At 59.6% G+C, this 17,914-nt stretch carries 15 protein-coding genes and 1 pseudogene; 3 read left to right on the top strand and 13 right to left on the bottom strand.

Features of this window, described 5'->3' with window-relative positions:
• Window positions 1-133: 133 nt before the first annotated feature.
• Window positions 134-385: pseudogene (locus tag AC07ZE_RS21390) on the top strand (hypothetical protein); the annotation flags it as partial.
• Window positions 386-546: 161 nt separating this feature from the next.
• Here AC07ZE_RS21390 and AC07ZE_RS21385 read toward each other — a convergent pair.
• Window positions 547-2,337: a bifunctional diguanylate cyclase/phosphodiesterase gene (locus tag AC07ZE_RS21385; protein WP_207266541.1), complete on the bottom strand. Its 1,791-nt coding sequence runs from the start codon at window positions 2,335-2,337 to the stop codon at window positions 547-549.
• Between the two features lie 146 nt (window positions 2,338-2,483).
• The gene (locus tag AC07ZE_RS21380) at window positions 2,484-4,565 is read right to left on the bottom strand and encodes a carboxy terminal-processing peptidase (protein ID WP_207266540.1); all 2,082 of its coding nucleotides are present in this window, start codon (window positions 4,563-4,565) and stop codon (window positions 2,484-2,486) included.
• A gap of 138 nt (window positions 4,566-4,703) precedes the next feature.
• On the opposite strand from AC07ZE_RS21380, the gene AC07ZE_RS21375 reads away from it, so the two are divergent.
• The gene (locus AC07ZE_RS21375; protein ID WP_207266539.1) at window positions 4,704-5,666 is read left to right on the top strand and encodes an NAD(P)H-quinone oxidoreductase; all 963 of its coding nucleotides are present in this window, start codon (window positions 4,704-4,706) and stop codon (window positions 5,664-5,666) included.
• Window positions 5,667-5,716: 50 nt separating this feature from the next.
• Here the strand turns inward: AC07ZE_RS21375 and AC07ZE_RS21370 are convergent, their stop codons facing one another.
• The 6 genes from AC07ZE_RS21370 to AC07ZE_RS21345 form a co-directional block, all read right to left on the bottom strand.
• Complete coding sequence (locus tag AC07ZE_RS21370; RefSeq protein WP_207266538.1) at window positions 5,717-6,370, bottom strand: HAD family hydrolase; 654 nt, start codon at window positions 6,368-6,370, stop codon at window positions 5,717-5,719.
• Window positions 6,371-6,404: 34 nt separating this feature from the next.
• Window positions 6,405-7,394, bottom strand: a complete 990-nt coding sequence (locus AC07ZE_RS21365; protein ID WP_095196849.1) for an ABC transporter ATP-binding protein — start codon at window positions 7,392-7,394, stop codon at window positions 6,405-6,407.
• Window positions 7,391-8,191 (bottom strand): ABC transporter permease, encoded by an 801-nt coding sequence (locus tag AC07ZE_RS21360; protein WP_207266537.1) that lies wholly within the window; start codon window positions 8,189-8,191, stop codon window positions 7,391-7,393. The genes AC07ZE_RS21365 and AC07ZE_RS21360 overlap by 4 nt, the downstream gene beginning before the upstream one ends.
• Window positions 8,178-9,014 (bottom strand): ABC transporter permease, encoded by an 837-nt coding sequence (locus tag AC07ZE_RS21355; protein ID WP_171017162.1) that lies wholly within the window; start codon window positions 9,012-9,014, stop codon window positions 8,178-8,180. The genes AC07ZE_RS21360 and AC07ZE_RS21355 overlap by 14 nt, the downstream gene beginning before the upstream one ends.
• Before the next feature lie 5 nt (window positions 9,015-9,019).
• Window positions 9,020-9,826, bottom strand: a complete 807-nt coding sequence (locus tag AC07ZE_RS21350; protein ID WP_207266536.1) for an alkaline phosphatase family protein — start codon at window positions 9,824-9,826, stop codon at window positions 9,020-9,022.
• 165 nt (window positions 9,827-9,991) lie between these two features.
• A complete protein-coding gene (locus AC07ZE_RS21345) occupies window positions 9,992-11,056 on the bottom strand; it encodes an ABC transporter substrate-binding protein (RefSeq protein ID WP_207266535.1) in 1,065 nt (354 codons plus the stop codon).
• Between the two features lie 362 nt (window positions 11,057-11,418).
• On the opposite strand from AC07ZE_RS21345, the gene AC07ZE_RS21340 reads away from it, so the two are divergent.
• Window positions 11,419-12,132: a UTRA domain-containing protein gene (locus tag AC07ZE_RS21340; RefSeq protein ID WP_137808238.1), complete on the top strand. Its 714-nt coding sequence runs from the start codon at window positions 11,419-11,421 to the stop codon at window positions 12,130-12,132.
• Window positions 12,133-12,187: 55 nt separating this feature from the next.
• Here AC07ZE_RS21340 and AC07ZE_RS21335 read toward each other — a convergent pair whose 3' ends face one another.
• The 5 genes from AC07ZE_RS21335 to AC07ZE_RS21315 all read right to left on the bottom strand — a co-directional run bounded on the left by AC07ZE_RS21335 (window position 12,188) and on the right by AC07ZE_RS21315 (window position 17,844).
• Window positions 12,188-14,344, bottom strand: a complete 2,157-nt coding sequence (locus AC07ZE_RS21335; protein ID WP_207266534.1) for a mechanosensitive ion channel family protein — start codon at window positions 14,342-14,344, stop codon at window positions 12,188-12,190.
• A gap of 77 nt (window positions 14,345-14,421) precedes the next feature.
• Window positions 14,422-14,598 carry a hypothetical protein gene (locus tag AC07ZE_RS21330; RefSeq protein ID WP_170948734.1) on the bottom strand — a complete coding sequence of 59 codons (177 nt, stop codon included), beginning with the start codon at window positions 14,596-14,598 and terminating at the stop codon, window positions 14,422-14,424.
• 208 nt (window positions 14,599-14,806) lie between these two features.
• Entirely contained in the window at window positions 14,807-16,096 is a 1,290-nt protein-coding gene (locus AC07ZE_RS21325) for a M18 family aminopeptidase (protein ID WP_207266533.1), read from the bottom strand.
• Between the two features lie 105 nt (window positions 16,097-16,201).
• Entirely contained in the window at window positions 16,202-17,044 is an 843-nt protein-coding gene (locus AC07ZE_RS21320; RefSeq protein ID WP_207266532.1) for a lipopolysaccharide kinase InaA family protein, read from the bottom strand.
• Window positions 17,045-17,208: 164 nt separating this feature from the next.
• On the bottom strand, window positions 17,209-17,844 hold the full coding sequence (locus AC07ZE_RS21315) for an RluA family pseudouridine synthase (protein WP_095196840.1): 636 nt from the start codon (window positions 17,842-17,844) through the stop codon (window positions 17,209-17,211).
• Window positions 17,845-17,914 lie beyond the last annotated feature (70 nt).

The raw sequence follows: 17,914 nt of genomic DNA, 5'->3' as shown, positions 1-17,914 counted from the left end.
AGTTCTAGCGGTTTCCATGAACTGGTGCGAAGTGAGTTCACCCGATAGCCTTTGGTGGTCACTGAAGATTCAGTGGTGGGGTGTAAGAACCCTTCAGTCATCGGAAACGCGTAGCATCGACACCTGATTTGCCAGCAACTGCTGCGAAATGCCCACTCTGTTCGTCGATACCCACGCGCAGTTCGACGTTTTGAACGACGCTGCCAACTATCGAATCCGCGCTGTCACCCAGGCGCTGGAAAACCTGTCCATGCGTGGATCGGTGGAGTGTGAGTCGTTCATTCTCAGTGATTTTGCGTTGCTGTGTGCCATTCCCTTGCGGGATGGGTGTGATGTGTTGGATGTGGTGGGGCGGCGGTTGCGGGGGCGGGCTTCAGGGGCTTAGTGGGGAGGTCCAAAAACATCTGCATTGGATGACATGGCCTCTTCGCGGGCAAGCCCGTTCCCACAGGGTGTTGTGTTGTACGCAAGGATAGCGAACGACATAGAACCCTGTGGAAGCGTGGCTAGTCGGATCGCCGCACCGCCGCGAAGAGGTCAGTGCAGTCACCGATGCCCCATCAGCATTTCAACTTCAGGTTCCGGCACCGCCAAGGTATCAATCACATGCACGCTGTACCCCGGCATATTTTTCGCGTGGTGTTTGGCCTGGGATGCCATCTCCGCCAACTGGCTGGCGTCGATGGCTCCGCAGGCTTCGGGATGCAGGTGCACCACGCCGATGGACAGGGACAGCAGCGGGAATTCCTGGCGCACGCCCTGGCGATTGGGGGCGATGAAACAGCCGGCTTCGAGGTGTTCGCTGCGGTAGAAGCGGCGGCATTGGCTCTGGAAGTCGTCCAATAGTTGGTTCAAACGTTTGCCCCAGTCTTCCGGGCCGAGCACCAGCAGGAAGTCGTCGCCGCCGATGTGGCCAACGAAGTCGCGGGACGGGTTGACGCGGTCGTTCAGACATTGCGCCAGGCACAGCAGGACTTCGTCCCCACGGCCATAGCCGTAGATGTCGTTGAAGGGTTTGAAGCTGTCAATGTCGACGTAGCAGATCACCGATTCCCGCTTCTGTTGCAGCAGCCGTGTGAGGCATTGCTGGATCGGCACGTTGCCCGGCAGCAGGGTCAGCGGGTTGGCGTAGCGGGCCTGCTGGATTTTCAGTTCGGTAATCAGTTTCAGTACATCGATCACCCTGCCCAGGCCCAGGTAGCTGCCGTTGAGGGTGATGATGAAGTCTTCTTCAATGCGTTGCCGGGCACGGCTGGTGATCAGGCGGCTGACCTGTTGCAGCGACTGACTCATCTCGACCGCCAGGAAGTCATCGCTCATCAAGCGGCTGATGGGCTTGCGGGCGAACAGGTCGGTGGCAAACGGCTTGAGCAGGGCGTCCGAGAGCGAATGCCGATGGACGATGCCGCACGGCTGACCCTGATCGTCCAGCACCGCCAGCGAGTTCAGGTTGGCCTGGCGGCGGAAGGCTTCGAGGACGTTGGCGGTCGCGGTGTTGCGGCCCACCGCGGGCTGGTCGTTGAGCAGGGCGCTGAGGTCGCTGGCTTCGTCGTTCAGCGCCACGGTGGTGTTGTCCTGGCGCGGCATCAAAGTCCGGGCATCCCGGGGCGGATGTTCCTGTGGGCGGCAGAGCAGGTAGCCCTGGACCAGATCGACGCCCATCTCGGTCAACACCGCCAGTTCTTCCGGCAACTCGATGCCTTCGGCGATCACCTGCGCCCGTGACGCCTTGGCGATTTGCAGGATCGAACCGACGAATTCGCGTTTGAGGGCATCCTGATGAATGCCGTCGATGAAATGTCGGTCGATCTTCACGTAGTCCGGACGCAGCTCCGACCACAGGCGCAGGCTCGAGTAGCCTGCACCCAAGTCATCGAGGGCGATGGAAAAACCCATTGCCCGGTAGTGATGCAGGGCGGTTTGCAACAACTGGAAGTCATCAATCGGTGTCTGTTCGGTGAGCTCGATGACTACCTGACTCGGCGGGATGCCGAAATCCTGCAGCAGTTGCAGGGTGCGGCCCGGCTGGTGTGCGGCTTCGAGCAGAGATTCCGGGGACACGTTGAGGAACAGCTTGCCGGGCAGTTGCTGTTCATTGAAGCGTCGACATGCGCTCTGCCGACAGGCGATTTCCAGTTCGCTCAGGCGGCCGGCCTGGCGGGCGACGGCGAACAACGCAATGGGGGAGTGCAACGGACTGTTGGAAGGGCCGCGGCTGAGGGCTTCGTAGCCGAGAATCCGTCGTCCGGAGAGGCAAATGATCGGCTGGAACAGACTGTGCAAACCGCCTTGAGTCAGGATTGAACTCAACGCACTCAGCTGTTCGGTTGTGGTCATGGCGATCTCTGGCGATAAAAAAAGGACTGGGCGGGCTCTTGGTAAAAGAGCACGCCCAGTCCTTTATTTCACGACAGAATGATGACTGTTTGATGAAGCTCCGGGGAGCTTCAGCATTAAATTGCCATCATCTTGCCAGGCACCACTCAGTGTTTGGCCACTGCGGTGTTGAGCTTGAGATAGTCCAGCAGAATGCGCCCGGTTTCGCTCAGGTAGGCGTCGTCTTCCGGCTTGGTCTTGTCCGGCTCGGCCGCGAGGGCGTCTTCGTCTTCTTTCTTCAGCTCTTTGAGCGGCTCTTCGCCCTTGGCCTTGCGACGGATGTTCTCCATGGCCAGTTGCTTGGCTTCGATATCGGCGTGTTGCGCACGACGCTCGGCTTCATTGAGGCTGACGGTTTTTTCTGCCATCAGTTTCTGCGCCAGCGCCAGCTTGTCGCGAATGAACACGAATTCCGCGTCTTTGTTCGTACGCACGTCATGCTCGGATTTGAGCTGGGAGATGTACGGTTTGAACGGGTCGGCAGCCGGCTTGATCGCCGCTTTGATGGTATCCCACGGCATGGCTTCCGGCAGGGCGCTTTCGCCGATTTCCTTGGTGTCGATGATCGACGGGTAATCGATATCCGGCAGTACGCCCTGATGCTGGGTACTCTGGCCGGAAACCCGATAGAACTTGGCCAGGGTCAGTTTCAGCTCGCCATGGTTCAGCGGCTGGATAGTCTGCACGGTACCCTTGCCGAAGGTCTGACCGCCGATGATCAGTGCGCGGTGGTAGTCCTGCATGGCACCGGCGAAAATCTCCGAAGCCGAGGCGGACAAGCGGTTGACCAGCAACGCCATCGGGCCTTTGTAGAACGCGCCCGGGTTTTCATCTTCCAGTACATCGACGCGGCCATCGGCGTTACGCACGAGTACGGTCGGCCCCTTGTCGATGAACAGGCTGGTCAGCTCGGTGGCTTCCTGCAAGGAACCGCCGCCGTTGTTGCGCAAGTCGATCACTACGCCGTCGACCTTTTCCTTCTGCAACTCGGTCAGCAGTTTCTTGACGTCGCGAGTGGTGCTCTTGTAGTCCGGATCGCCGGCACGGAATGCCTTGAAGTCCAGATAGAAGGCCGGGATCTCGATAACGCCGAGTTTGTAGTCCTTGCCATCCTGCTTGAGGTTGAGCACCGACTTCTTCACTGCCTGATCTTCAAGCTTCACCGCTTCGCGGGTGATCGGTACGATCTTGCTGGTCTGGTCGTTCGGCGCATTGCTGGCCGGGATCACTTCCAGGCGCACCACGGTGCCTTTCGGGCCGCGGATCAGCTTGACCACTTCGTCCAGGCGCCAGCCCACCACGTCGACCATTTCCTTGTTGCCTTGGGCAACGCCGATGATCTTGTCGGCCGGAGCGACCTGCTTGGTCTTGTCCGCCGGGCCTGCCGGCACCAGGCGCACGATTTTCACTTGATCATTGTCGTTCTGCAACACGGCGCCGATGCCCTCCAGGGACAGGCTCATGTTGATGTCGAAGTTTTCCGCGTTATCCGGCGACAGATAGTTGGTGTGCGGGTCGTAGGACATGGCGAAGGTGTTGATATACGCCTGGAAGATGTCTTCCGCGCGGGTCTGGTCCAGACGCGCCAACTGGTTCTTGTAGCGCTTGGTCAGGGTTTCCTGGATTTGCTTGGAATCCTTGCCGGCGATCTTCTGCCGCAGTACTTCGTCCTTGACGCGCTTGCGCCACAGGTCGTCGAGTTCCGCGGTGGATTTGAGCCAAGGAGCGTCCTTGCGATCGATCAGCAAGGTTTCCTTGGTGGTGAAGTCGATCTTGTCGACGCCTTTGTTCAGCTCGGCAAGGGCGAAGTCCAGACGCGCCTTGACGCGGTCCAGGTAGCGCTTGTAGATGGTGAACCCGGCATTGAGGTCGCCGCTTTTCAGGAAGTCGTCGAACTGGGTCTTCCACTTGTCGAATTCGGCAATGTCGCTGGCCATGAAGTAGCTGCGCGACGGGTCGAGCAACTTGAGGTAGCTGTCGTAGATGATCAGCGAGCGCGCGTCATCGAGCGGCGGCTTGCTGTAGTGGTGGCGCTTGAGCAACTCCACGACGTTCAGACTGGCGATGACTTCGTCGCGATCAGGTTGAAGCTTGTCCCAGCTATTGGCTGCAAATGAACTGCCGGACAGCGGCAAAAGGCCGATACCGATGAAAAGAGCGAGGGCGGTGCTGGGGAACAAACGCTTCATGTTGATTCGACGCGGGGACAATTGATAACGCATATTAGGCCGTCTTTGAAGTCGCCGGTTCCACATGGGCCGGTCGCATAATGCAAAAAGCCCGGCGGTACAGCTTCGGGCTCAGTCCAGACTCACTATGGAGGCACTGTGAAAGCATTGCAAGGCGTTGACGGTCAAGTGGAGTGGGTTGAAGAGCCTCGTCCGGCGTGTGATGTAGGACAAGTTCGCATTCGAGTGGCGGCTGCGGGACTCAATCGCGCCGATTTGTTGCAGAAGGCCGGTCTTTATCCACCACCGCCGGGGGCCAGCCAAGTGCTCGGTCTAGAGTGTTCGGGTGTGATCAGCGAGGTCGGTCCGGGCTCGTCCTGGCAAGTGGGGGATCGTGTTTGCGCCTTGCTGGCCGGGGGCGGGATGGCCGAAGAGGTGGTTGTCGACGGACGGCATGTGTTGCCGGTTCCCGACGAAATGTCGTTGGCCGAAGCCGCTGCGTTGCCGGAAGTGTATGCGACCGTCTGGTTGAATTTGTTTCAACTGGCAGCGCTCAAACCGGGCGAAAAAGTTCTGCTGCACGCCGGAGCAAGTGGAATCGGTTCAGCCGCCATTCAGCTGTGCAAGGCCTATGGTAACCCTTGCTGGGTCAGTGTCGGCTCGGCCGAACGCCTGGCCTACTGCGAGGCGCTCGGTGCCCAGGGGGGCGTGGTGCGCACCGGCGATCTGGAAAGCCTGAGCGACCTCGGGCCGTTCGATGTCATCCTCGATCCGGTGGGCGGCAACTACGCTGCGCTGAACCTGAAATTGCTGGCCGGTGACGGCCGTTGGGTACTGATCGGTCTGATGGGCGGCCGCGAAGCGAAGCTGGATCTGGCGCAAGTGTTGGCCAAGCGCGTGCAGTTGCTGGGGTCGACCCTGCGCAGCCGCGACGATCAGTTCAAGGCGGATCTGTTCAGCGATCTGCGCCAGCATGTCTGGCCGCTGTTTGCCGAAAAACGCCTGAGCCCGCAACTGTCCAAGGCCTTCCCGATCAAGGATGCCGAAGCGGCGTTTGCGGAGTTGGCGAGTAATAAGGTGGCGGGCAAGCTGGTGCTTGTGATCGACGAAAGCCTGACCTGACACAAAAAGCCTGTGGGAGCGAGCAGGCTCGCTCCCACAGGGGATCTCGGTTATTTCCAGAGGTGGATCGGCCAACCGGCCTTTTCGGCCTGCTCGCGCAACACCGGGTCCGGGTTGACCACGTGCGGGAAATCCACCTTCAGCAACAACGGCAGATCATTGCGTGAGTCGGAATAGAAGCTCGCGCCTTCGAGGTTTTCCTCTTCGGCATCCAGCCATTCCAGCAACCGGGTGATCTTGCCTTCGCGGTAGGTCAGGGTGCCAACGGTGTTGCCGCTGTATACGCCGTGAGCCACTTCCAGTTCGATGCCGAGAATCTCGTCGATGCCCAGGCGCTCGGCAATGGGCTTGACCAGATGTACACCCGAGGCCGAGATCACCAGGATGCGGTCGCCCGCCTTGCGGTGGGCGGCGATGGCCTTGGTGGCGTCGCTGAAGATGATCGGTTCGATGAAGTCTTCCACCCAAGGCCCGACCAGATGCTCGACTTCTGCCGGGCTGCGGCCGATCAAGGGTTCCAGGCTGAAGGCCATGTAGTCCTCCATCGCCAGGTGGCCCCGGCCATAGGCATCCATCAGCTCCTTGTCACGACGCAGGAAGGATTCGCCGTCGACCCAGCCGAGGCGGACCATTTGTTCGCTCCACAGTGAGGCGCAATCGCCGTGGATCAGGGTTTCGTCCAGATCAAAAATTGCCAGGGCCATCAGTGCAGTTCTCTCTTCAGCGTCAGCAAAGGCATCAGGCTACCTCACACAGGGCCGTCGGATCGATGGAAAGTGCCAGGCGCTGACCATCGGGATGCAGGTCAGATGCCGAGCGGTTGAGCACGTCCACCACCAACTCCACACCCCGGGCTTCGATCCGGTAGCGGATCACGTTGCCCAGCAGGCTGTGGCTGCGTACTTGCGCGTCCAGTTCACCGTTCAGGCTCAATTCGATGGCCTCAGGGCGAATCGCAATACGATGATTGACCGGCCGCTGCAGCAGTTTCGTTGCGCTCTCGGCGTCCAGCAGGTTGTAGTTGCCGATGAACCCGGCGGCGAATACATCCACCGGCGCGGTGTACAGGGTTTCGGCGTCGCCGCTTTGTACGATTTTTCCCTGATTCATCAGGAAAATCCGGTCAGACATGGTCAGGGCTTCTTCCTGGTCGTGTGTGACGAAAATCGTGGTCAAGCCCAGTTCACGCTGGATCTGGCGGATCTGCTCACGCAAATGTTTGCGAATCCGCGCATCGAGGGCCGACAGCGGTTCGTCCAGCAGCAACAGGCGTGGGCGGGTGACCAGGGAGCGGGCGAGGGCGACACGCTGGCATTGGCCACCGGACAGCTGATGCGGATAGCGGGCGGCAAAATCTTGCAGCTCCACCAGTCTCAGCACTTCGGCGACGCGCTTCTGACTGTCGTCGGCGTTGACCTTCTGCATGCGCAAACCGAAGGCGACGTTCTGCTCGACGGTCATGTTGGGGAACAGCGCATAACTCTGGAACACCATACCGATCCCGCGTTTCTGCGGGCTCAACGGCACGATATCGACACCATCGAGCAGAATTTTGCCGCCATTCACCGAGGTCAGTCCGGCGATGCAGCGCAGTAGCGTGGATTTTCCGCAACCGGACGGGCCGAGCAGGGTGACGAATTCACCTTTGTGGATTTCGCAGTTGATGTCGCTGAACACCGTGGTTCCAGCGTAGTTTTTCTGTAGGTGTTGGACGCTGACATAGCTCATTCGCTTTTGTCCTTGTTCAAGATATTGGCCGCCCAGGTCAGAACCAGCACAAAGAAGAAGTAGGAAATCACCAGCGCGCTGGTGAAGTGGCCGCTGCTGTTGCGCATGTTGTTGAGGTAGACCTGCAGGGTTTCGTAACGGGTACCCACGAGGATGTTGGCGAACACGAACTCACCGAACAGGAACGAGAACGACAGCAACAACGCCACCATCAGGCCCTTGCGCAGGTTCGGCAGCACCACCAGGATCGCCGCCTGGAACGTGCTGGCACCGAGCAGTTGGGCGGCGTCCATCAGGTCGCGCAGGTTGATCGCCTGCAGGTTGTTGGTGATTGCCCGGTACATGAACGGCAGTGCCACGGTGAAGTAGCAACCGATCAGGATCCACGGCGTGCCGACCATGGCGAACGGCCCGGAACCGTAGAGCTGCAACAGCCCCACCGACGACACCACCGGCGGTACGGCGAAGGGCAGCAGGATCAGGATGTTCATCAGCGCATCGAGTTTCGGGAAGTGGTAATGCACCACGAACAGCAGCGGCAAAATCAGCACCACCGAGAGAATCAACGCACCGATGCAGACCAGCAGCGATTGGCCGAAAGCACTCAGGAAACGCGGATCGCTCCACAGCTGCACGTACCATTTGATGCTGAAACCGCTGGGCAGAATGGTGGCCGACCAACTGCTGGAAATCGAGTAGATAAAGGTCCCGAGCAGGGGCAGCAACAGAATGATAAACAGCAGGTAGACGACTACCCGGTGGTAAATGCCGACGGGGCCCAATTCAGCGCGAGACATGGTAGCTCCTCTTCAACAGCAGCTGATGCACGACGGTCACCAGGGTCATCAACGCCACCAGCACCACGGCCAGGGCACTGGCCAGGTTCGGGTCCAGGGAAATATCGCCCGAGACCATCGCCGCGATGCGGATGGGCATCACGTTGAAGTTGCCGGTGGTCAGGGCGTACACCGTGGCGTAAGCGCCGAGGGCGTTGGCCAGCAGGATCACGAAGGTGCCGAGCAGTGCCGGGGTCAGCACCGGCAGGCCGATGTGGCGCCAGAACTGCCAGCCGTTCGCGCCGAGCAGCGCGGCGGACTCGCGCCAGTCTTCACGCAAGGCGTCGAAGGCCGGGTAGAGCAGCAGCACGCCAAGGGGAATCTGAAAGTAGGTGTAGAGAATGATCACCCCGGTTTTCGAATACAGGTTGAAGTCCTGAATGATTCCGGCCTGTTTGAGCAGGATGGTGAAGCTGCCGTTGAAACCCAGCAGGATGATGAACGCAAAGGCCAGCGGCACGCCGGCGAAGTTGCTGGTCATGTTGGCGAAGGCGTTGACGAAGTTGCGCAGCTTCGAGTCGACCCGGCGCAGGGAATAGGCACCGAGTACCGCGATGATGATGCCGAACACGCTGGACCAGAAACTGATCTCGAGGCTGTACTGGATCGCCTGCCGGTAAAACTTCGAATCGAAGATCCTGGTGAAGTTGGCCAGGCCCCAACCGAATTCTTCCGATTCCAGGCTATTGATCATCACCCACACCAGGGGGGCGATTTCGAACACGATAAAGAACAGGGCGAAGGGCACCAGGCACAAGGCTGCCAGCCATTTGCCGCGCATCATGGAGGTCACTTGAGCAGCTCCCGGCACACAGGTTTGTCGTGGGGCACGCCCAGCAGTTCGCACACGGTGCCGCAGATCTCGGTCTGTCTTGGCGTGGCGTCGGCGTTGAAACTGAACGCATCGCCGAGCACGAACAGCGGCACTTCGCGTTCCTCGGGCAGCAGACCGTTATGGGAGCGGTCATTGTTCATGCCGTGGTCGGCGGTCACCAGCACCTGGTAACCGGCGTCGAGCCAGTCTTGCAGGCAGTCGGCGAGGAGGATGTCCGCCGAGCGCGCGCTGTTGCGGTATTGCGGGGTGTCGAGGCCGTGCTTGTGACCGGCATCGTCGATGTTCATCGGGTGTATCAGCAGGAAATTCGGCGCATGGCGCAGGCGCAGGTTTTCGGCGTCGGCGAACAGGTGCGAGTCGGGGTAGTGATCGCTCCAGTAGAAATGCCCGTGCTGGATCGGTAGAGCAGGGTCGTTGGTGTGACGATCCCGGGCCGCCACGAACGGTGAGCGGTTATACAGCTCACTGACCCAGTGATAAGCCGCCGCGGCGGTTTTCAGGCCGGCGTCGGTGGCGTAGTGATAGATGCTGCGCTGGTTGGACAGGCGCGAGACGTTGTTGTGAACGATGCCGCTCTCGATCGGCGTGACGCCGGTCAGGATGCATTCATAAAGCGGTCGGGACAGGGCGGGCAACTCGCACTCCAGCTTGTAGAGCGCTGCGCGTCCTGCGCCGACGTAAGCCTGCAGGTGCCCCATGGCGTGGCGCGCGACTTCGTAATTGAGGCCGTCGAGCACGACAAGGATGACGTTGTGCTTCATAGGGGCGGAACTCCGCAAAACAGGAATTTGAAATTCACTCGGTCCACTGTGGGAGCGGGCTTGCTCGCGAAAGCGATTGATCATTCAACAGTGATGTCGACTGACACGCCGCCTTCGCGAGCAAGCCCGCTCCCACATTGGGTCCCCGGTGTTTGTGCTACCGCGTCATTTCATTTCTACGATCACTTCTTCGTTCCACTTCTGCGGCAGGGCTTTGGAGGTTTTCTCCCACGCATCCGCGTCCTTGATCGGCGTGACCTTTTTGTACTGCTCGTTCGGCAGCAGCTTGGCCTGGACATCGGCGGGCAGGGTCAGGTGGTCGGCGCGGATCGGACGGGCGTTACCCTTGGCCAGGTTGATCTGGCCGGCGTCGCTGAAGATGTACTCGCGGGTCAGCTTGGCGGCGTTCGGGTTCTTGGCGTATTTGTTGATGATGGTGGTGTAGCCGGAAATCACCGAACCGTCGGAAGGAATCAGTACGGTGTAGTCATCTGGATTGGCCATCTTGGCCTTGTAGCTCAGGCCGTTGAAGTCCCAGACCACGCCGACTTCGATCTCGCCTTTTTCCATGGTGGCGATGGTTGGGTTGGCCATGGACAGGCGACCTTGCTTGGCGATGTCGGCGAACAGATCCAGTGCAGGCTTGAGGTTTTTCTCGTCGCCACCGTTGGCCAGCGCGGCAGCCAGAACGCCGTTCGCCGCTTGTGCCGCGGTGCTCACGTCACCGATGGACACCTTGTATTTGCCGGTTTTGAGGTCAGCCCACTTGGTTGGCGCTTCGGAACCGTGCAGCAGCTTCTTGTTGACGATGAACGCGATAGTGCCGGTATAGGCCAAGGCCCAGTGACCGTCCTTGTCTTTGGCCCAGGTCGGCACCTGGTCCCAGGTCGATGGCTTGTAAGGCTGGGTAACGCCCTGCTTGACCGCGATCGGGCCGAAGGCCGCACCGACGTCGCCGATGTCGGCGCTGGCGTTGTCTTTTTCAGCGGCGAACTTGGCGATTTCCTGGGCAGAGCTCATGTCGGTGTCGATGTGTTTGAGGCCGTACTTCTTGGCCAGGTCTTCCCAGGTGCCTTTCCAGTTGGCCCAGTCATCGGGCATGCCGACACTGTTGACCGCGCCTTCCGCTTTCGCAGCGGCTTCGAGGGTTTTCAGATCATCAGCCGCCATGGCGGCGGTGCACATGGCAATGGTCGAACCTAACAGTGTTGCCAGGAAAAGCTTTTTCATTCCGAAGCTCCTATGGGTGTTTTCAACGCTGCGATTGCGGTGGTGTTGGTCTAGGTCAGCAATACCTGAGCCAATCTAAGGACGTTCGATGACACTTTGATGTCGTTCGTCGCCCGGTCGGGCTTTTTTCGGCCCGGCGTTGGCGGGTGTCCGGTAAGCGTAGACCATCGACAAAACCCCGCTGTGCAAGGGACTTGGCCGATGTATTGCAGGTTTTTGTAGATCTGGCGCCGACGACCGTTCGGTCGCTTGTCATCTCTCAGTCATCTGCACTGCCTACGCTTGCAGGATGTTTAAAGAGCCGATTGGTTGTGTGGTTCTGCCCCGAAACAGTGCTGGTCTAGTCCAGATAGGTAACGTTGATGCGCGATGAGGCAACAAAAGCGGTGACTGCCATTGGCCAGGTGCTCCAGGAGCAACTTGATCACGGGCTGCTCGCTCCGGGAAGCAAATTGCCGGCCGAGCGCAAACTCAGTGAGTTGTTCGGGACCACACGTATCACTGTGCGCGAGGCATTGTTGCAACTGGAGGCCCAGGGGCAGATTTATCGCGAAGAGCGGCGCGGCTGGTTCGTTTCACCGCCGCGTCTGGCCTATAACCTGATGCAGCGCAGTCACTTTCACGCGATGGTCAGCGCCCAGGGGCGAGTGCCCTCTACCGAAGTCATTTCAGCGCGATTGCAGCCGGCGTCAGCGGCGGTCTGTGCCTGGTTGCAGTTGCCGGCGCTGTCGAGTGTGATTCAGATCTGCCGTTCGCGGCGCATCGATGGGCGACTGGTGCTGTATGTGGAGCACTATTTGAATCCGCAGTATTTCCCGGGGATTCTGGATTTCGATTTGAATCAGTCGATCACCGAGCTGTATGCACGGCACTACGATTTGCATTACGGGCGAGTGCGTTTCGAGATTGTACCGACGGCATTGTCGGTGGATGCAGCGGCGGCTTTACGGGTGTCGGTGGGGAGTCCGGGGTTGCGCATTGCGCGGGTCAATTACGATCAGCATGAGCGGTTGATCGACTGTGACCTGGAGTTTTGGCGCCATGATGCGATTCATGTCGGGGTTGATGTGGTCTAGGAGCAGCTTCAAGCTTCAAGCTTCAAGCTTCAAGCGACAAGAGTGACTTGCAGTGTCACTCCTTCTGCGAGCCACCACCGGCAGTCATCACCTGCACACTCATCCTTGGCGTCGCCAGATCCATCCCCGCTTCATCCAGATGCCGTTTCAACGACAGGTTGAATGCCCGGGACACTTCCCACTGCTTGATCGGCGCGGTCTTGAAACGGGCGCGCAGGATCGCGTTGCCGGATTCGAAACTCTCCACCCCCTGAATCTCCAGCGGCGACCAGATATTGCGTCGTTGCAACGGGTCGGTGCGCATTTTCTGGCCAACTTCACGCATCAGTTTGATCGCGTTGTCGATGTCCATGCTGGCCGGTACGGCGACCCGGAAGATCGCGTAGCCGAATTCCCGGGAGTAGTTCTTGATGCTTTTGATTTCGCTGAACGGAATGGTGTGGACGATGCCGTCGATGTCTCGCAGGCGCACGGTGCGAATCGTCAGGCCTTCGACAGTGCCCAGGTGCCCGCCGACGTCCACGTAGTCGTCGATGGCCAGGGAGTCCTCGATGATGATGAACAGGCCGGTGATCAAGTCGGCCACCAGCGATTGCGCGCCGAAACCGATGGCCAGGCCGATCACGCCGGCACCGGCCAGCAACGGCGTGACGTTCATGCCCATGTTCGCCAGGGCAACGATCAGCGCGATGATGAAAATAGCCACGAACAACACGTTGCGGATCAGCGGCATCATCGTCTGTGCCCGGGCGTTGGCCAGGCCCTTGCGCGAGCGGGTGAGGGCGTGGTGCACGGCGGTGTCACTGAGGATCCAGATCAGCCAGGCAAAAATCAGCGTACCGCCGAGGCTGAACAACTTGACGCTGACTTCATGGCCTTCGCCTTCGGTGAAGCGGATCAGCGACATGCCCCAGACCCGCAGGCCGAGTTCGATGAACACCAGCCAGACCAGCAGATGGGCGAGGGTGTAGAAGAAGCTTTTCAGGCGCTCGGAATACAGCGCGTGGCGTTTCACGCCGCGTTGCGGTTTGAGGGCATGGCGACGCACCAGACCGTTGATGACCATGCACAGCACCAACAGCACCGTACAGATCAGCGACTGACGCAACGCGGTGCTGGTATCACCGGCTGAAACAAAGGTGGCGAACAGCGAAATACCCACCAACACCAGCGCCGGCACGAACCAGAAGGTGCCGAGAATCTCAATGGTGTCGCTGAGGGCTCGGCGGGTCAGGCGCCGGGACAGTGGCTGGTTGCGAATCAAATGGGCAATCGGACGGCGAAAACGCAGGATGAACAATCCCGTGGACAGCGCCGCCAGGACATTGGCCACTGTCGCGGCGGAGTGCGCCAGATGCACACCGAGGCTGTCGATCAGACGCGGGTCGTTCAGGGCTTCACCGAAAGCCGCGAAGCTGCCGATCAGCCACAGCGGCCGAAAGGCCTGATGGCGCAGGATGTACAAGGCACGATGGCGATGCGGACCATCGAGCAGGGAAAAGGCGATCACGCAGATCGCGGAAAAACAGGTGCCGACCACCAGCGCGTAGGCCAGCACCATCGCCAGGCTCTTGCCCAATGACGAAGGCAGGGCATAACTCAGGTACACCGTGATGACCAGCGCGATCAACCACGGACCGAGCTTGCGCAGGGCAAAGCGCAGCATGTCCAGGGCCCTGGGGTGTTGCGGCAGCTCCTCGGTCAGGCCGAACCGCATGCGGACCCGATGGCTGACCCAGATCAGGGCCGCCGCGAGCAGGCTCCAGACCATCAGAATCATGGCGAAGGCGAAGATGATGGGGAGCCATTCGTTGGCGGGCAGCACCAGCGCGGTCAGTTCGTCCTGAGCCAGTTTGAATTCGTCGGACCAGCGCGTGATCGGGCTGTCGGCACCGGTAAATTGTTTCTCGAAACTGGCCAGTGTCCCGCCGATCAGGCCCAACACGCCTTCTTCGGTGGTCGGCTGGGCTTTTTTCGTGGCGTCGCGCAGTTTCTTCAAATCCGCCAGTAGCTGGGTGCGCTGCTGATCGTTTTCCAGGGACTTGATGACTTCATCGAGGGATTGCCCGAGGGGCTCCTGCGCTTGCGGCTGGGTTTTCGCCGAACTGTTGAGCAGGCTCGGCAAGCCGACTGCCTGGGCTGGTGCCATCGGCAGCAACGTCATCAGGCAGACAAGGAAAAAGCACGGCAGGGCAAAAAGACGAGCGAACACTGGGCGGTCAACCTCGGAGTGAGCGGGTTGACCGAGTGTACGAGCCCGTCAAAATCAATGCGAGTCGGGGGGAGAATTTATTCGTTGAGCTTGGCGAGGATCTTGACCACCACAGTGGCGAGGATCGTCAGCATGCCGATCCACATGGCGAATACGCCGGCGTTCTTGTCGCGAAAGTTGAAACCGAGCGCCAGCAGGATCATCCCGGCGAGAATCGGGATCAGCATGGCGTGGAACGAAGACATTGAAATCATGACGACTGCCTTGTCGGAAGGGATGGTTGAAGTCTAGGTGGCTTTTGGAGTAGCGGTGCTGAGGTGTATCAGAAATGCATCGTTTGATCCTGGCGCTGGGGTTACCGTACCACCGCCTTCGCAAGCAGGCTCGCTCCCACATTGGAATGCATTTCAACTGTGGGAGCGAGCCGGCTCCGGGCGGCGATCCGATGAAGATTTTCAGCGGTTACGGTAACTCGCGGCAGGCGTAGAACGCGCTCAGCACTTTGACCAGGTGCGCCAGGTCATGGCTACCGCATAGTTCACGGATCGAGTGCATGGCGAAGGTCGGCAGGCCGATGTCCACGGTGCGCACGCCCAGCTGGCTGGCGGTGATCGGGCCGATGGTCGAGCCGCAGCCCATGTCGCTGCGCACCACGAAACTCTGCACCGGTACTTCTTCGGCCATGCACAGGTGGCGGAAGAACCCGGCGGTTTCGCTGTTGGTGGCGTAGCGCTGGTTGCTGTTGACCTTGATCACCGGGCCGGCGTTGAGTTTCGGACCGTGGTTGGCATCGTGTTTTTCTGCGTAGTTGGGGTGTACGCCGTGGGCGTTGTCGGCCGAGACCAGCAGGGATTTCTGAATGGTGCGGACGAATTCATCACCTTCGGGCAACAGGCGACGCAGTGTCTGCTCCAGCATCGGGCCGTCGGCCCCGCAGGCCGAGCACGAGCCGACTTCTTCGTGATCGTTGCAGACCAGTACGCAAGTTTCGTCGGTTTCGGCCGTCAGCAGCGCTTGCAGGCCGGCGTAGCACGACAGCAGGTTGTCCAGGCGTGCGCCGGCAATGAAATCGCCGTGCAGGCCGATGACCGCGGCGCTTTGCGTGTCGTAGAAACTCAGCTCGTAATCGAGCACCACGTCGGCGTTCAAGCCGTGTTCGCGGGCCAGTTGGTCGGTGATCACGGCGCGGAAATCCACGCGCTCGTCGCCGGCAAATTGCGCCAGGACCGGTGGCAGCTCGGTCTGGGCATTGATGGCCCAGCCCATGTTGGCTTCACGATTAAGGTGGATGGCCAGGTTCGGAATGATCGCGATCGGTGCCTTGAAGTCGATCAACTGGCTTTCGACCTTGCCGTCACGGCGGAAGGTCACGCGGCCGGCCAGAGACAGGTCACGGTCGAACCATGGCGCCAGCAGCGCACCACCATAGACTTCAACGCCCAGTTGCCAGAATCCCTGGCGTTGCAGTTCCGGTTGCGGCTTGACTCGCAGGCACGGGCTGTCGGTGTGGGCGCCGACCAGGCGGATTCCGCCATGCAGCGGCGAGTGGCGGCCCATTTTGATCGCAACGATCGAAGAATCGTTACGGGTGACGTAGTAGCGACCATTGGCTTCGGTATGCCATGGCTCGCGCTCGTCGAGGCGTTGATAGCCCGCCGCTTCCAGTCGCTGAACCAGGCTGGCGGTGGCATGGAACGGGGTAGGGGAGGCCTTGAGGAAGTCGATCAGGCCTTGGTTCAACTCTTCGCGCATAAGTAGCTCCAGACAGCAGTGGCGCCAGTTTAGCGTATTGGCTCGCGGCATTGCAGACACAATGCCGTGTGGTGTGCGAGAGCAGCGGGTGGCGAGGACGTTGAGTCAACCCGTGATCAGGTTGCCATTGAGGAACACTTCGCGACGTTGCTTGCGACCGACATGTTCATGTTTGCTCGCAAGGTAGACCTCGTCGAATCTTTCCCGGGAAATGCCGCGGCGTTGTCCGACGTATTCATCCACCAGCCGGTCGTAATCGGCTTCTGTGATGAACTTGTAAATCTCGCGACGGTAGAAGAACCCGAGCTGGAAGCCCAGTGTTTCGCTCGGATGCGACGTCGTACCGGCGAAGCAGTTTTCAAAGTCGATGGCTTTCAGCGATTTCTGCGACGATCTAGGGATCATGATGTTGCCGATCCAGAAGTCCATGTGCGTGATGTTCTTGCGGGCCAGGGAACTCAGCAGTTCGAACGCTTTGAGAATGAAGGTTTCAACGTTCTCCGGGTTGCGCTTGAGCCATTGCACGCCGTCGATATGGTCTTCGAGCAGACGCGTCAGAATGAAATACTCGCGGGTCAGGCCCAGTCGGTCCTTTGAATATCCAAAGCCTTGCAACGGCGGCATTTGCACGCCACGGCGCTGGGCTTCAAGGGTGTTGACCAGTTCTTCAAGAGGCCAGTCGAATCGACCGTTGCGTTGCGGTTTTCCCAGGGTTACCCGGACTTTTGCCTTGAGGGTGTCCAGTGGCTGGACCTTGGCAAACAGCGGCGTATCACCAGACGCCAGCGGTGCGCTCGCGCGGGTGAGCTTTTGTGCGTTGCGTTTTTTGATCAGTTGTTCGAGGGCCTGTTGCGCTTCGAAGCTGGGTTGCTCAGTCAAATGCAGGGTGGTGTTGCCGAAAATGAACGTGACGGGGTAGTCGCATTGGAGCGTTTTACTGCTGAGCACGTGGGCATCCTGCCTGACATCTGGTTGCCGTGATTTTACGTTTCATTACAAATTTATGACAGTTTTTTCACGCCACATTTATGGCGTGAAAATTGTAACTGGAAATAAATAAGCCCCTCACAATTAAGGGGTTTTTGAGGTTGCCAACTGCAGTTACCCGCTGCTTAAAAAGGAGCAGGACACTCGAAACGCAGGCGTTCGCCGGTCTGTGGATGAGTGAAGCTCAACATGCTGGCGTGCAGGCACAGTCGCGGCCAGGCCGCCAGGGCTTGTTCATGAGCATAGAGCCCGTCACCCAGCAGCGGATGGCCGATGGAGAGCATGTGTACGCGCAATTGGTGCGAACGGCCGGTGATCGGCGTGAGTTCCACGCGGCACCAGTCGCCGCAACGCTCCAGCACCCGCCAGAAGGTCAGGGCGTGTTTGCCGAATTCATGGTCGACCACATGCCGTGGCTTGGTCGGCGGATCGTAGCGCAGCGGCAAGTCGATGCTGCCACTGTCCAGTTCGGGTTGACCCCAGCACAGAGCGGTGTAGGCCTTTTCGGTTTCGCGATCATGAAATTGCCGCGACAGTTCACGGTGCGTATCGGGATCGCGGGCCAACAGGATAATGCCGGAAGTTTCCCAATCCAGCCTATGGACGATTCGCGCCTCCGGGTAGCCATTTTCTTGTAGGCGGGTAATCAGGCAGTCCTTGTTGTCGTCGGCCCGGCCGGGGACGGAAAGCAACAGGGTCGGTTTGTTCACCACCAGTATGGCGGCGTCCTGATGGATGATGTGGACGTTGGACAACGGCATTAAAACAGCCTCGTAACAAACGCCAACGGCGGTTCATGGCCCATTCCAATGATGGAATGGTCCATGAACC

The sequence above is a fragment of the Pseudomonas sp. GW101-3H06 genome, from assembly GCF_059424605.1.
Note: the sequence above shows the minus strand (reverse complement) of the source record. Positions and strands in the feature narration are given on the sequence as shown.